The following is a 15,731-nucleotide window of genomic DNA, read 5'->3' as shown; positions in this document are numbered from 1 at the left end:
GGTTCTTTTTTCCATCAGCGGTTGAGCTGAGTATGATCTCCTAATGAAGAGGGGGTGTGCTCAATGCAGTTGAATTCGCTTTTTCTGCTACAGCCAGTTTATGTCGTTCTTGCACCTTGATCACAATAACCATAAAAATGATCCAGTAAATGGCTAGCGAGTTCAGGAAACGGCTGTCCGTTATATTGTTCAATACAATAAATAGGAAAAAAACCACTGCCGTCAGCCATGTATACATATCTGCTTTGCCAATTCTGAATTTAAATAAAGTTGTTATGGCGAGTGTAATTGTTGCCAGTAGTCCTGTAAGGCCCACATCGATCCACAGATCACGGAAACCGCTATGGCTGCTTGTCAGATCAAATCGGATGCCGTTCGCATAGATACTGGGTCGGGCTGCCCAGTAGGAGCCGTAACCATGTCCGAACCAGTAATGGCTCTGAATAGCACCACCAATCCCCTGCCAGATTTCCGTTCTTCCAGTTAAGGTCGTTGTTTTTCCGAATTCCGACGCAATCGCATCTCCATAAGTAAAGGTGAGTACCAAACCCAAAAGAACGAGCAAGCAGGAACAGCTAATGAAGAAACCGCGCAACGCAATGCTTCGGATTCTCTTGAATAGCAGTATAAACAATATAAATACGAAGAGCGAAGATGTCAGTACCAAAGAGGTGGTAGATTGGCACTCGATGAGCAATAGGGCATTGAGTAAGATAAAGCCAATATGCAAAACTTTACGTTTACCCCTGAAAAAATAAATGACATGTGAAACAAAACTTAACAGAGAGAGAGTTCCAAGTGTATTTTTATGACCAGAGATGCCCTTCCATAGCCCAGTATGTTCTACTCCACCATGAATGGCAAAGGAGGGAACGAGCAAAACGGCGAGTAGATTGAGTATGCTCAAAATACTTAACGTAACGACTAAGAGGCGAATGCAGCCCTGAGTTGTATAATGGGTGACCAAATAGAGCCCAAAGGTAGAGAAGGCAAGGAATTTGAGAACCATCAGCAAGGAAGAGGTCTGTTCTTGTTCAGCCCATAAGCAGGAGGCAGCGATGTACAGCGTGAGTAGAGTCAGTAACGGATTGTCGGCTAAGGTTGCGATCAATGACTTTAGTGAAGGTAGTAGCATGGTATAGCTGAACAACAGGATAAGCACGGAAATCGTGATAACTCTGGGGGACAAACCCTGACAAGCATAAGGAATCGAAAAAGCCAGTAAACCAGCTACTGTAAGTACATGTTTCACGATTTCACCACCTAGATACATTATGTATCTATAATATACAAAACGTATCTTCTTGTACAATAATAATAAAATATTTATTTTCATTTTTCTCAAGCCTAGAGCAAGCCCTCTTGTGCATATACTCAGTCCATGCTAAGAAAATGAAGAATTCTTCGACTTGGTCAAAAAAGGAACTTTTTACGTTTTTAAACATGGGGGTGTTCGGGTGGCGGATCATTTTACAGACCGTTTGAAGTTGAATTTGAGTGGTACGGGCAAAGAGTTAACGCCGCAGCAATTAAATGAAAATTTTAAAACCATTGAAAAAGAATTCATTGAACGAAGTGTAAACGTAAGCTGGTTTGGAGCTGCTGGTGATGGTATTCAGGATGACACGGCAGCTTTACAGGAATTGATTAATAAGACCCCCGATTATTCCATTCTTCACATCCCCAGTGGACGATACAAAATAACCTCTACCTTACAGATTCGCAAGCAGGGTGTGCGCATTTTTGGCATTCATAAGGGCAGATACCGACAAGGCAAAGGTGTTACGTCGATTGAATATTATGGTACGGGTCCTTGTTTTCAAATTGGAGATGAAAGTCTACCATCGTTTAGCGGATATCAAAATGTGCAGTTTCATGACTTATCGATCCGGTACGAGGGGGCTGACATAGGCACATTAAATAATCCGTTTTCGCAGTCAGTGAAGCGTGGATATTATGGCAAAGGTACTTTGGGTATTCAGGATTGGAAGGGTGGCGGAGTTGTCCTGGATAACGTCCTAATTGAGCATTTTGAAACGGCTTTTTGGGGCTATGAAAGTGATGTGAATTTATTTAAATGCACGGAGATTAATTACAATAAAACAGGGATTCACTTGCAGAACAGAAGTTCACAGTTTACTAGCATAGCGCTTTTTACATTGGGGAACGATACGGCATTGGATCTGAATAGCTCCAATGGGGCCAGATTTTTGGCTAGCCAGCACATTAAGGATGGAAGCTCCAATGATATTCCCATTCTAATTAATGATTTTATGAACGCTGAATTTATAGGTTGCTGGTTTGAGGGACTAAGCAGAGAGCATAAGATGACAGTGCCTTCTTTTATTCAAATTGGTGCTACCAAAGAAACAAAAAATGTGGCCTTGCGTGACTCCATTTTAGCGATAGCGGACAAATTCGATGACACCCAATCCGTATGTAACTATTTTGTGGATGTGGTCATTGGCAAAAAAGTTTTGGTGGACGAGGTGGGAGGGTATCCCCGTAATCTAAAGCAGCTTATTTCTTTCTCTGGTAGCTCTTCCACACAGCAGGTGACACTTCGCTCACATTTGGATTTTAGCTATAGCAATAATCGTTATGACGAGAATAATGGGACAGGGCAGGCTTTGCTGCTTGTCGAGAAATACTCAAACAACGGGATTGAGCATTTGGACGAAACCTTTGTTAAAGCCTACCTGGGAGCAAGGCAAAATCTTCCCGCAGGTAGCTGGCAGAAGGTGAAGTTTAATCAAATCAACCATGATGAGCTGATCGAATTCGATGCGGTGAATAGCCGATGGCGAGCCAAGCGAGCTGGGAAATACAGAATACAAGTCTACATTTCGACCGATCCTCAAGTGGATGGCAATCGTACACGGCTTGCACTTCATCTGAATGATGAGCAGCTTGCCGGGAGTTCCGCCTATGCTTATCTCGATGATAGGGTAATTGGCGGACTGAACTATAGTGCATTGAGTGGAGCAATGGAACTTAGACTGGAAGCGAATTCTTTTATTGATATACGGGTGTTCAGTCAAAATACGATGGATATTCTACCCGGTGGAGGAATCACATATCTCACTATAAGCCGAATTTAAACAATTATTTCACAGACGATAGATGTTCTGTCATTTATATATTGGAATATGCGCACCATGCTGAGTCAGCTTGGTGCTATTTGATGTTTTTATTCATATGGAATATTTTTCTTTCATTCTGACGACAATGGTTAGCAGCACGCGAATAGGCCGGAGGGGTAAGTAAATGGGCTCCGGTGCTTTACGCCAATATGTTGAGGAGGGAACCGATTGTGAAGAAAAAAGTGGTGGCGTTCATCCTGGCTTGTCTGGTAGCCTTGACTGCCGTCCCTGTCGGCGGTTGGGCCGAAGAAAGCAGACCTGAAAGCAAAACCAAAGAGGGATCAGCGGCTGAGCTGGCTCCCGAGGCTCTCTCGGCGATCCTGATGGACGCAGATACGGGGACAGTCATCTATGAAAAAAACAGTCGTGAAAAGCTTCCTCCAGCGAGCATCACCAAGATTATGACGATGTTGCTGACAATGGAGGCTATTCAAGATGGCAAGCTCAAGCTGACCGATAAAGTTCGGGCCAGCGAATATGCGTCTTCAATGGGAGGCTCGCAAATTTTCTTGGAGCCCGGTGAAGAAATGACGGTCGATGAGATGCTGAAGGGAATTGCAATGGCTTCCGGCAACGACGCCTCTGTGGCGATGGCTGAGAAAATTGCAGGATCTGAACAGGCTTTTGTCGAGATGATGAATGCGAAGGTGCAGCAGCTCGGGCTCAAGGATACGCATTTTGCCAATTGCAACGGTTTACCCGTAGAGAATCACTATTCTTCTGCGCATGATATTGCGGTTATGAGCCGAGAGTTGTTGAAATACCCGCAAATTACGAAATATACGGGAGCCTATCAGGACTATTTGCGCAAATCCTCAGTCAAACCCTTTTGGCTGGTGAATACGAATAAGCTTGTCCGTTTCTATACTGGAGCAGACGGGCTGAAAACAGGCTATACGGCAGAAGCAAAGTTCTGTCTTTCCGCTACTGCGAAGCGTGATGGCTTGCGTGTCGTAGCTGTGGTGCTCGGGGAGCCAAATACGAAGATACGTAACAATGAAGTATCTTCCATGTTCGACTATGCATTTTCTCAATATACAATGAAATCCATATACAAGCCGGGTGAATTGCTGGGCAGCGTAAAAGTTGAAAAAGGCGTATTGCCAGAGCTGAAAATTCAGGCTGACCGTTCTTACAGTGTACTGGTGAAAAAAGGTGGCAACAAACAAACGTTGCGTCATGAATTGCAACTGGCCCCAAGCCTCAAAGCTCCTGTCCGGGCTGGTGACCCAATCGGTAAGCTGGTCGTCTATCAGGATGGACAACGGCTTAAGGAGTTTAATATCACTTCGCCTGTGGCTATCGAAAAGGCCGGATGGTGGAAATTGTTTAAACGTACCATGTCGAACCTATTTTCTTTGTAGATTTTACGGGGTTTTCTTCTAGTTTTGTCGGAGGGCAGGAATCGTCTGCGGCTACGTAGAAATCCTTGTCCAAGACCGGGAGGAGAGTGAGTAAGCATGAACCTGCAAATTGAAATGGAGCATCACCGGGGGGTACTGATTGTAAGGCTGTCTGGTGAGCTTGATCACCATACGTCGGACATGGTCCGTATGCAAATGGACGAGGCGATTCAGCGCCGGCAATGCGAGCATATTGTGCTCAGCCTGAAGAATCTTCAGTTTATGGATAGCTCCGGCCTTGGCGTTATCTTGGGACGGTACAAACTGATCAAGCAAAAGGGCGGAAAAATGGCAGTCTGTGATGTCAATCCGCCAGTACACCGACTGCTGGATATGTCAGGGCTGTTCAAAATCATGCCCATATATGACAACGAGGGAAATGCGCTCACGGAACTGGAGGTTGTGTCATGAGAGAAGGCACGGGAAACAATTTCATGAGCTTGCAGTTTGCTGCCAAATCGGAGAATGAAGCATTTGCTCGCGTGGCTGTCGCGGCCTTTATTTCTAGGCTTGATCCCACAATGGATGAGCTGAGCGATTTGAAAACCGTGGTGTCTGAAGCGGTGACAAACAGTATTATTCACGGCTATGACAGCGACCCGTCAGGTGTCGTAACGATCAAAGTCGGGATTGAAGCGGACGTGATCACGTTGGTTGTTGAGGACGCAGGGCGAGGAATTGAGGATATAGAGCTAGCCAAGCAACCTCTATATACGTCCAAACCTGAATTGGAACGCTCCGGCATGGGCTTTACGATTATGGAAAATTTCATGGATGAGTTTGAAGCAGTCAGTGAGCCGGGCGGAGGCACGTCGGTCCGGATGAAGAAAAGGATTGAATCCAAGAAAGCTTTATATAATTAGGAGTTGATCCTATGGAAGCAGGAGGAAAAAAAACTTCGCACAGCTATTTGGAGGATGCGGAAGTCAAGCGGCTTATTGCACTGAGTCAATCTGGTGATAATGAGGCTCGTGAGACACTGGTCAATAGTAATATCCGGCTCGTCTGGTCTGTCGTGCAGCGCTTTATGAACCGGGGGTATGAACCTGACGATCTTTTTCAAATTGGTTGCATCGGCTTGTTAAAATCGGTGGATAAATTCGATCTCAGCTACGAAGTCAAATTTTCAACATATGCAGTACCGATGATTATCGGTGAGATTCAACGGTTTCTGCGTGATGACGGTACACTCAAGGTTAGCCGTTCCTTGAAGGAAACGGCCAATAAGGTCCGCAAAATGAAGGACGAGCTATCCAAACGACTCAACCGCCTGCCTACAGTCAAGGAAGTTGCTGATGAGCTGGGAGTGACACCGGAGGATGTTGTTTTTGCGCAGGAGGCCAATAAGCCGCCTACTTCAATTCACGAAACGGTTTTCGAAAATGACGGTGATCCGATTACACTTATGGATCAGATTGCTGACGAATCACAGGAAAGATGGTTCGACAAGCTGGCACTCAATGAGGCCATTGGCGGACTATCTGAGCGGGAGCGGTTGATTGTGTACCTGCGCTACTACCGGGATCAGACTCAATCAGAGGTTGCAAGTCGGCTTGGTATTTCTCAGGTGCAGGTATCACGGCTGGAAAAAAAGATTTTACAACTGATCCGCGATCAGATTGCCCAATAATAACAGTCAGGATCTTAGTGAAATCCTTATGCTTACGTATTACTAAAGGGTATTCCAAAGCCATTTTAATGGCAAGGGGTACTCTTTTTTGCGTGGGATAAAAGACAATACACAGAATAGGTTTCCTTGCTTCGTTCCATACTAATCGATAATTACGAGGATAAGGAGGGGATCGGATGACTCATAGTCCGGCTCCTACAGTAGCTCCTATTGTCTACTTGCGGCTCCGCAGCCGTGTCCGCATGATACAAGGGCAGGATTTACATTTGGGTGATGTAGCCCAACTGCTGACTAATCCTGAATGGGAAAAGGATTTGCTTGAGCTTGTTCTCAAGCGGCCGCAGCACCAGGACGGTAATCTGATACTGATAGACATGCTGCAGATTATAGCAAAAATTAGAGATCATATTCCGGGGGTCGTAGTTGAATCTCTCGGGAAGCCGCATGTACTTGTGGAACTTGTGGAGAAACCCCGTAAGCCGTCCAAAATACTGTTTGTTTTGGTATGGGTGCTTCTGTTTTTTGGCTCTGCGCTGACAATTATGAATTTTCATGCCGACGTTAGCATGATGGAGGTACAGGTTCGGATTGTGGAGATGATTACGGGACATAAGGATGAGCATCCGTACCTGTTTCAAATTGCTTACTCGATCGGCATCGGCTTTGGCATGATCGTTTTTTTTAATCACTTGTTCAAGAAAAATTGGAACGAGGAGCCGACGCCGCTGGAGGTGGAAATGTATCTGTATCAGGAAAATGTGGATCAGTATGTTGTGGCAGAGGAATATGAAAAGATGGCCCTTCTGCAGACAAAGGATAAGAAACCATGATATTTGTACAGGCTGCACTTCAGATTATTTTAGGTATTGCTGGGGGCCTTGCGGTGGGTAGCGGTGTAATTGCTTTTTTTATTGTGCTGGATATCATGCCGCGATTAGCACAACTTACCCGTACGTATAAAAAATCACGTGCATACGAAAAGGCAATGATTGTAGGCTCAGTACTGGGAACTGTGGTCGATTTTTGGAACATTTGCTTGCCACTACCGGGCATATTTACATGGATACCTGGGTTATTTTGCGGAGTGTTTATTGGCTTGCTCGCCGCGGCTCTAACGGAGGTATTGAATCTCCTGCCTATACTCGCCAAGCGACTCCACATGACCGTGTATATGCTCGGTCTGTTGATGGCAATGGTGCTTGGCAAGGTGACGGGTTCCTTATTTGACTGGTTTGTATACAACCGTTAACAACGAAAGCGAAGGGGGCAAGGAATATGGATCACAGAGCGGATCAAGAGCATCAGGAGCAGCATCAAGAAGACGGGGGAATTGGAAAGGAAAACCATACCGGCGGAGAAGAGTTGAGTCCATGGCAGAAAAAGCAGGCGCAGGAATCAGCACGTTTTAAACACAAAAAAGAGAGTGAGCGGTCTGATAACGTAGAGGAGTCCGTTCGCTACTGGCAGGCCGAAGATGATATATCGCCGAGGATGAAGGATAATAAGAATACACTTGAAACAGTATTAGGTTTGGGGGAGACCTTTGATGTCGTATTCAGGGAAATGACACTGGGTGGGCGTCATACCGGATATCTGTTCCTAAATTCCTTTGCGAAGGATCAGATCATGCTTGAAGTGCTAAAGCGGCTCACCTATCTGACGCCGGATGATCTCTCTTCGGATGGACTACAAGCGTATTTTGAAAATTTTATTCCACATATTCAGGTGGAGAAGACGGATAAGATGTCTGTGGTCATTAACAAGGTGCTGACGGGACTGAGTGCCTTTTTCATGGAAGGCGAGCGTTTTTCCCTTATTCTGGATACTCGTAATTACCCGGTGCGTAATCCGGAGGAACCTTCTTTGGAGCGGGTTGTGCGCGGTGCTCGCGACGGGTTTACTGAAACAATGCTTACAAATGTAGGTCTGGTGCGCCGGCGTTTGCGCGACCCAGGGCTTAAATTTGAGGCTATGCAGGTCGGACGTCGAACCCGAACAGACGTATGTTTGGGTTACATTGACGATATTGTGGATAAGGTGATGGTGGATACTGTACGAGACAAAATTAAAAATGTTAATTTGGATGGTATTCCGCTGGCCGACAAGCAATTAGAGGAGACGATTATCAATAAAGGTTGGAATCCATATCCATTAGTACGATATTCGGAGCGACCAGATGTCGTGGCATCGCATATCATGGAAGGAAGGCTCGTTATTTTCGTCGATACCTCACCCAGCGTGATGATTTTGCCTACCACTTTTTTTGACTTGTGTCAGCATGCAGAAGAGAATCGGCAAACCGCTTTTATGGGAAGTTATTTGCGGTGGGTACGTTTTATAGGTATATTCGCCTCGATGTTTCTGCTTCCGATGTGGCTGCTAATGGTCATCAATCCAGAATTAAAACCGGCGTTTCTTGATTTTATTGGTCCTCAAAAGGAAGCACATCTTCCGCTGATTGCCCAGTTTATCATTGTAGAACTAGGGGTCGATCTAATGCGAATGGCGGCTGTGCATACTCCGACACCACTGGCTTCCGCTATGGGCTTGATCGCAGCGATTCTGGTCGGTGATATAGCGGTTAAGACGGGACTTTTCGTGAATGAGGTCGTGCTGTATATGGCTGTCGCTGCCATAGGAATGTTCGCAACACCGAGCTATGAGCTGGGGTTAGCGAATAGACTGATTCGACTATTCCTGCTGGTTGCTGTTGCAATTTTTCACGTACCGGGCTTTGTCGTGGGTACGACACTGATCATTTTGATGCTGACGCTGCATCGGTCATATAATTCTTCGTATTTGTGGCCGTTCATTCCTTTTAATGCCAAAGCGTTAGCTTCCATCTTGTTCCGTATGCCTGTACTAGATGCGCCTAACCGCCCGTCATCTAACAAAACGAGGGACAATACGCGTATGCCCCATACGGATGCCGACACAGATTCGAACTCAGGCAATGGACAGGAGCATTAATATAAATGATCTGCATAAAAATCCATTGTTCTTGATGTTTTTTTTGCTATACTGGTGTAAACATTCGATGGAATATGACTAGCTTGTTCCAGAAAGAGAGGCGCCAGAACATGTATTTGCATGGAAGCAGTAAAATTAACAGCAATGGACATTTGGAGATCGGCGGTTGTGATACAACGCTTTTGAAAGAGCGTTTTGGCACGCCGCTATATATTGTTGACGAACAGTTAGTCCGCCGGCGCTGCCGGGAATTCATAGAAGCTTTTCGTGAAACCGGATTGAAGTTTCAAGTTGCTTATGCAAGCAAAGCCTTTTGTGTTATGGCGATGTGTGCTTTAGCTGCTGAAGAAGGGATGTCGCTTGACGTAGTTTCCAGTGGAGAATTGTTTACTGCGCTACAAGCAGGGTTCCCGGCAGAGCGAATCCATTTTCACGGCAATAACAAAACACCGGAAGAAATTGAAATGGCGTTAGATGCGCAAATTGGCTGCTTCGTCGTTGATAGCGAAATGGAGTTGCATTTGTTGCAGGCCCTTGCCTCCGAGAAAGAACAGCAGGTGAATATCTTACTGCGTGTTACACCAGGGGTTGAGGCGCATACGCATGAATATATGGCCACAGGTCAAGAAGATTCGAAATTTGGCTTTGACATTGGGAATGGTACAGCACGCCAAGCAGTGGAACAGGCTATCGAGCTGGACCATCTTAACCTGTTAGGGGTACATTCTCATATCGGTTCGCAAATTTTCGAAGTGAATGGCTTTCAAATGGCTGCTGAACGGGTTGCAGCTTTTTCCAGAGAAATTAAAGAACAGCTTCAGTTTTCTTTCAAAGTGATTAATCTGGGTGGGGGATTTGGCATTCGCTACACAGAGGAGGACACACCGCTGAAAGTATCCACCTATGTGCAGGCTATCGGCGAAGCGGTGAAAACCTATTTTTCAGGACTTTACGATGAACTTCCAGAAATTTGGATTGAGCCGGGACGCAGTATTGTAGGCGATTCAGGCACGACCTTATATACGGTAGGAAGCATCAAGGATATTCCGCAGGTACGTAAATATGTCTCGGTAGATGGCGGGATGACAGATAATCCACGTCCTGCACTGTATCAGGCCAAGTATGAAGCGATGCTGGCTAATCGAGCGCAGGATACGGACGAAGAGACGGTGTCCATTGCGGGCAAATGCTGCGAAAGCGGCGATATGCTTATTTGGGATGTAGAGCTGCCTCGTATAAATAGCGGCGACTTGCTCGCTGTTGCCTCAACCGGAGCCTACAATTACTCCATGGCGAGTAATTATAACCGAATACGTCGACCAGCAGTTGTATTTGTCAACAACGGTGAGGCCGAGTTGGTGGTGCGTCGGGAAACCTACGAGGATATCGTACGCAACGATGTTGTGCCACAGCGCTTGATTCGTGATCAAGCCAGTCCGGCGGTTCAGCCTAACGCCAAGATTACGGTTTCGTCCTGATTTTAGCATTGTAAGATCAAGCAGGCCATTGAGTCGGTAATAATACACCGAGGACAATGGCCCTTTTTTTTTGGACAAGACTTTGCTAAGCGCGGCAATTCATAGTAAACTGGAACTTGATGTTATTTAGTTCTCAAAACAGGTTGAAAAGGAGATACAAACAATGAAAAAAGGTAGAATAGATCTTGAAAACGGCGGTATCGTCGAAATTGACTTTTTCCCAGAAGAAGCTCCAAACACCGTTGCTAACTTTGAAAAGCTGGCAAACAGCGGTTATTACAACGGTTTGAGCTTCCACCGTGTCATTCCGGGCTTTGTGGCTCAAGGTGGTTGTCCAATCGGTAACGGTACAGGCGGTCCTGGTTACACGATTGACTGTGAAACAGCTACGAATACAACAAAGCATGCCAAAGGCGTTCTGTCCATGGCTCATGCAGGTCGCAACACAGGTGGCAGCCAATTCTTTATCTGCTACGCTCCACAACCACATTTAGATGGAGTACATACTGTATTTGGTAAAGTAACCAAAGGTATGGAATTCATTGATGCTGTAAAACAAGGCGACAAAATGAAAGAGGTTAAAGTATTTGACGTGTAATTTTACCGTTAATTACATGATCTTTTTTAAATAGCGTTGCACCTAAGCCGTTCTGTCTTTGGACAGGGCGGCTTTTGTTGTCTTTTGTTTGACGGTTTATTGATTTTCGCAATCACGTAGGCATTACAGTGCGTAAGATCACATTCGAAAAGTAAGTGTTGTGATAGCCTTTTCATAAGAATGCATTTTCCATTTATTTTATATGAGTATTCAAACTCAGTAAGGATTGGAAAAGAAGGGGGCTTATCACATTGTCTATTTTAACGCGCACAAATCGACTCGGATTTTTTGAAATCCGGCTGGAATCCATTGGTGGACTCGGCGCTAATCTGGCTGGCAAAATGTTGGCCGAAACCGGGGTGCTTGGTCTGGGGCTGAATGCTTCAAATTTTTCGTCCTACGGTTCGGAAAAAAAGGGAACTCCGGTTAAAAGCTTCGTCCGCTTCTGTGAGCCAGAGGTCGATATTCGGGATCACAGTCCGATTGAGCAACCGCATGTGGTAGGCATTTTCCATGAAACGTTATACAAAACGGTAAATGTAATCAGCGGACTGCCAGCGGATGGGATTGTAGTGGTTAATTCCACACGTCCAGCAGAAGAAATACGGGCTGATTTGGGACTGGTATCCGGTACATTAGCGGTGGTGGATGCGATGGGCATCGCACTGGAAGAGCGAACCAAACTAAATACGTCCATGCTCGGTGCCTTGTTCCGTGTCTGTGATTTCCTGGACCCGGAAGCGATGAGATCGGTTATACGCAGTACCTTTGAAAAGAAAAATCCACTGTTAGTGGAACCTAATCTGCGTACGTTTAACCGTGGTTATGATGAAATGGAACTGCACGTATATCCGGTTACTGATGACGCAGAGGATCGGGTTTTTGAACGTCCGCAGCCATTGCTGGGATACGAAACCCAACTACTGGGGGGCGTTATTGCAACTCAGGGAAACAGCATGACGAGAGATGTTAGTGGTTCACGTCAGGGATATGTGCCTGAATATGAAGCTGATAAATGTACCCATTGTGCCAAGTGTGATTCGATTTGCCCGGATTACTGTTTTGTATGGGAAGAGCAAGCAGACAAACGCGGAAGAATGATGGCATTTTTGCAAGGAATTGATTACCAGTATTGCAAAGGATGTCTGAAATGTGTAGATATTTGCCCGTCGGGGGCATTAAGCTCGCGTCGCGAACAATGGGGATGGGCGGAACAGAATCGAGTTGCCCACCAATTTCCGGCATATGAAGGAGGGCGTGCGTAATGGCAAAACTGGAGGAAGAACTCAAACAGACAGGCGCCGCGCAAGTGACAACGTTCGAATCCGGTAATGAAATGGCAGCTACGGCGGCTGCGCAGATTAATTATCATATGATGGGATATTTCCCGATTACTCCATCTACCGAGGTAGCGCAGTATCTGGATCAGATGAGAACGAGAGGTCAGCATAATATTAAGCTGGTTGCAGCAGACGGAGAACACGGATCGGCAGGGATTTGTTATGGAGCTGCCGCAGCGGGAGCGAGGGTTGTGAACGCCACTAGTTCGCAAGGTTTCCTGTACATGCTGGAGCAGTTACCTGTTCAGTCAGGTACCCGTTTTCCAATGGTTATGAATCTGGTGACACGAGCTGTTAGTGGTCCCCTGGATATTCGCGGGGATCATTCGGACCTGTACTATGGTTTGAATACAGGCTGGGTCATTTTGACGGCAAGTACACCACAGGCTGTGTATGATATGAACATCATGGCACTAAAAATCGCAGAGCATAGCGATGTTCGGCTGCCTGTAATGGTCGCATATGACGGTTTTTATACGTCCCATCAAAAACGTAAAGTGCAATATTTTGCCGATGCTGAGACCGTGCGCGGTTTTGTAGGTCCTAACCCGAACTTGAATTATCCGAATATTACGGATTTTGATCATCCTGTTACCGTGGGTGCGCATATGAACGGTGATGACCTGACGAATAATCATGTTCAGCTATCCGAAGCACTGAAGCTGTCAGAAGGAGTATATGAGCAGGTAGCAGCAGAATATGCCGCTTTATCCGGTCGGGAATACCCGATTTTGGATCTGTATCATATGGAGGATGCTGAGGTCGCGGTATTCCTGTTGAATTCGGCGGCTGAATCGGCCAAGGATGTGGCGGATCAACTCCGCGCGCGCGGGATTAAAGCTGGTGTGATACGTCCGAATATCATCCGACCGTTCCCAGCCGCACAACTGCGGGAAGCATTACGCGATGTCAAGGCGCTGCTGGTAGGTGAACGTGCAGATTCGTATGGGGCAGACGGTGGTAATTTAACGCATGAAATTAAAGCGGCCTTGCAGGAGGACCCGCTGAACCGGACACTCGTGTTGAGTCGTATATTTGGCTTGGGCGGCAAGGATTTTTATGCGGAAGATGCAGAGGCGTTCTTCCAGCTTGCGATTGAGGCGGCAGAGGCCGGACGAGCCGAGAAGTCCTTTGATTATTACGGAATTAATCCGGGTTCACCGGACAAGGTGATGCCGCAAGTTATGCAACCGCCACGTGGCAATGCATACCGTACGGGTCTGATTCAGGTTACGCCGGACGAGGCGACCGGGAAGCTCAAAGTCAAGGTACCACCCCTGCGATCGTTGACGACCAAACCACGCCGTCTTACACCAGGTCACGGGGCTTGCCCAGGATGTGGGGCATTGTCTGCGCTGGAACTGTTTTTCAAAGGTATTGAAGGGGATATTGTCGTGCTGTTCCAGACAGGCTGCGTATATGTGACGACGACAGGGTATCCATATACATCACACAAACAACCGATGATCCACAATCTTTTTCAAAACGGGGCTGCTACACTTTCGGGAGCGCTGGAAGCTTATATGGAAATGAAGCGCCGCAATGAAATTGAGATGTCGGACGATCCGACCTTTATCATGATCAGTGGTGACGGTGGGATGGATATTGGTATGGGTTCTGCGATTGGTGCGGCTCTGCGTAATCATAAGCTGATCATGTTGGAATATGATAACGAAGGGTACATGAATACAGGTTCACAGCAATCGTACTCCACTCCGCTCGGTCACATGACCAGTACGTCGGGTGTAGGGAAAATGCAAAAAGGAAAGCAAGGGCATCACAAGGATACCGTGCAAATCATGGCTGCTTGTAACATTCCGTATGCTTTTACAGCAGCTGAAAGTCATCCGCAGGATATGCTGCGTAAAGCAGCCAAAGCTCAATGGTATGCGAACAACGTGGGTACGGCCTATGGTAAGATCCTGTGCGCCTGCCCGCTGAATTGGAAATCCGAAGACAGACTGGGCACCAGCATTGTGGGCGCCGCAGTCGAGTCCTGTTTCTTTCCTTTGTACGAAATAGAGCAAGGCAGTACGACGATTACGTATAATCCGGAAGACAAGGGAAAACGGATTCCAGCTGCAGAATGGTTGAAATTAATGGGTAAAACGAAGCATCTTCTCAAGGAAGAGGCTACGCTGGCTACCTTTGAGCAGGAGATTGAGCGTCGCTGGACTACCCTGAAAAAGAAACATGAAATTTCAGAGCTATAATTCTGTTTTTTGCATAATCATCGATTAGCATTGTTAGCCGCTGTTACTGTAGTGGTTCGATCAAGATTCTTTGCGCTTATTGCGCAAAGAATCTTTTTTGTCGTTTATGGGTTCAAGCATAAAAAAACAGGTAATGATTTCCGATATAGGAGTGGAGGCCTATAAGAGGCACGTTAAAAAGTTTTCTTCTGAATTTTAAGATGCAATGAGGTGCAGGTAATGATTAAGCTGAATACAGTTGAAATAATCGAAATTATAAAGAAGCAGATCCCTAAGGTTATGAACATCAAGCCAGTAGAACTAAAGTTTACGGACGATTTTGGACGGGCCTCGCTGGCAGCGACAGAACACAAATTCACACTGACGAACCAGCATTATTCTGCCAAGGTGATGGATTGCGTGTTAGAAACACAAGTACGCCCCATTTTAATGTGTGAAATTATTTATTTTCTGAAATGCGAGTTTATTGACGGACATGTTGATGTGCGACTGGATTATGAGGCATGTTCTGAGGAAGGGCGGGGACCTGTTGCTTCAGCCGTAATTACCTTTGATCATGCAACAGAGTTGGGAGTCGAGGAGCTGGCCGATCTGATTGACTTGGCGCTTCATATGAATGATAAAACCTGGTTTGAAGAACTCTCCAGCCAATATGTCAAAACCAAAGCAGGCGCTTCTATTAGATAACTTGCTTTTTTTAGAAGTCGGTGCTAATATACGTAACAAGTTTAATGTTAATTCAATTAAATAAGAGCAAGATCCTTCGGGGCGGGGCGAAATTCCCCACCGGCGGTGATGACATGTTTGTGGATCGTTTTTGTGAGAAACAGCATGGCTTAGTCCGTGACCCGGATGCTGAATGATCGGCAGAAGGTGGACCTGGTGCAAATCCGGGACCGACAGTATAGTCTGGATGGGAGAAGGATACGAAGCGCATGTGCATGACGTGACATGTG

The 15,731-nt window shown here is 46.1% G+C and carries 14 protein-coding genes and 1 riboswitch; of the genes, 13 read left to right on the top strand and 1 reads right to left on the bottom strand.

Annotated elements, in window-relative coordinates; translation table 11 throughout:
• Positions 1-40: 40 nt before the first annotated feature.
• The gene (locus tag ACUUJN_RS16175; protein ID WP_028540613.1) at positions 41-1,252 is read right to left on the bottom strand and encodes an O-antigen ligase family protein; all 1,212 of its coding nucleotides are present in this window, start codon (positions 1,250-1,252) and stop codon (positions 41-43) included.
• 205 nt (positions 1,253-1,457) lie between these two features.
• Here ACUUJN_RS16175 and ACUUJN_RS16170 point away from each other — a divergent pair, with 205 nt between their 5' ends.
• The 13 genes from ACUUJN_RS16170 (at position 1,458) to ACUUJN_RS16110 (ending at position 15,462) form a co-directional block, all read left to right on the top strand.
• Complete coding sequence (locus tag ACUUJN_RS16170; protein ID WP_076264834.1) at positions 1,458-3,101, top strand: glycosyl hydrolase family 28-related protein; 1,644 nt, start codon at positions 1,458-1,460, stop codon at positions 3,099-3,101.
• A 212-nt stretch (positions 3,102-3,313) separates the two neighbouring features.
• The gene (locus ACUUJN_RS16165; RefSeq protein ID WP_484668705.1) at positions 3,314-4,507 is read left to right on the top strand and encodes a D-alanyl-D-alanine carboxypeptidase family protein; all 1,194 of its coding nucleotides are present in this window, start codon (positions 3,314-3,316) and stop codon (positions 4,505-4,507) included.
• Between the two features lie 96 nt (positions 4,508-4,603).
• Complete coding sequence (spoIIAA, locus tag ACUUJN_RS16160) at positions 4,604-4,957, top strand: anti-sigma F factor antagonist (RefSeq protein ID WP_013310782.1); 354 nt, start codon at positions 4,604-4,606, stop codon at positions 4,955-4,957.
• Positions 4,954-5,409, top strand: a complete 456-nt coding sequence (gene spoIIAB, locus ACUUJN_RS16155) for an anti-sigma F factor (RefSeq protein ID WP_023989214.1) — start codon at positions 4,954-4,956, stop codon at positions 5,407-5,409. The genes spoIIAA and spoIIAB overlap by 4 nt, the downstream gene beginning before the upstream one ends.
• A gap of 11 nt (positions 5,410-5,420) precedes the next feature.
• On the top strand, positions 5,421-6,176 hold the full coding sequence (gene sigF, locus ACUUJN_RS16150; protein WP_023989213.1) for an RNA polymerase sporulation sigma factor SigF: 756 nt from the start codon (positions 5,421-5,423) through the stop codon (positions 6,174-6,176).
• 176 nt (positions 6,177-6,352) lie between these two features.
• The gene (locus tag ACUUJN_RS16145; protein WP_053325683.1) at positions 6,353-7,006 is read left to right on the top strand and encodes a stage V sporulation protein AA; all 654 of its coding nucleotides are present in this window, start codon (positions 6,353-6,355) and stop codon (positions 7,004-7,006) included.
• Positions 7,003-7,425, top strand: a complete 423-nt coding sequence (locus ACUUJN_RS16140; protein ID WP_023989211.1) for a stage V sporulation protein AB — start codon at positions 7,003-7,005, stop codon at positions 7,423-7,425. Before ACUUJN_RS16145 ends, ACUUJN_RS16140 begins: the two co-directional genes overlap by 4 nt.
• 26 nt (positions 7,426-7,451) lie before the next feature.
• The gene (locus ACUUJN_RS16135; protein WP_028540616.1) at positions 7,452-9,146 is read left to right on the top strand and encodes a spore germination protein; all 1,695 of its coding nucleotides are present in this window, start codon (positions 7,452-7,454) and stop codon (positions 9,144-9,146) included.
• Positions 9,147-9,256: 110 nt separating this feature from the next.
• The gene (gene lysA, locus ACUUJN_RS16130) at positions 9,257-10,624 is read left to right on the top strand and encodes a diaminopimelate decarboxylase (protein WP_418026301.1); all 1,368 of its coding nucleotides are present in this window, start codon (positions 9,257-9,259) and stop codon (positions 10,622-10,624) included.
• A gap of 163 nt (positions 10,625-10,787) precedes the next feature.
• On the top strand, positions 10,788-11,222 hold the full coding sequence (locus tag ACUUJN_RS16125; RefSeq protein ID WP_013310775.1) for a peptidylprolyl isomerase: 435 nt from the start codon (positions 10,788-10,790) through the stop codon (positions 11,220-11,222).
• 251 nt (positions 11,223-11,473) lie between these two features.
• Positions 11,474-12,487 (top strand): 2-oxoacid:acceptor oxidoreductase family protein, encoded by a 1,014-nt coding sequence (locus ACUUJN_RS16120; protein WP_338532523.1) that lies wholly within the window; start codon positions 11,474-11,476, stop codon positions 12,485-12,487.
• Entirely contained in the window at positions 12,487-14,775 is a 2,289-nt protein-coding gene (locus ACUUJN_RS16115; RefSeq protein ID WP_484668704.1) for a thiamine pyrophosphate-dependent enzyme, read from the top strand. Before ACUUJN_RS16120 ends, ACUUJN_RS16115 begins: the two co-directional genes overlap by 1 nt.
• Before the next feature lie 219 nt (positions 14,776-14,994).
• A complete protein-coding gene (locus tag ACUUJN_RS16110; RefSeq protein WP_013310772.1) occupies positions 14,995-15,462 on the top strand; it encodes an IDEAL domain-containing protein in 468 nt (155 codons plus the stop codon).
• A 68-nt stretch (positions 15,463-15,530) separates the two neighbouring features.
• A riboswitch (FMN riboswitch) is annotated at positions 15,531-15,704 on the top strand.
• Positions 15,705-15,731 lie beyond the last annotated feature (27 nt).

Source organism: Paenibacillus sp. LRG-1 (genome assembly GCF_057220305.1).
This window is presented reverse-complemented; position numbering and strand designations above follow the sequence as displayed.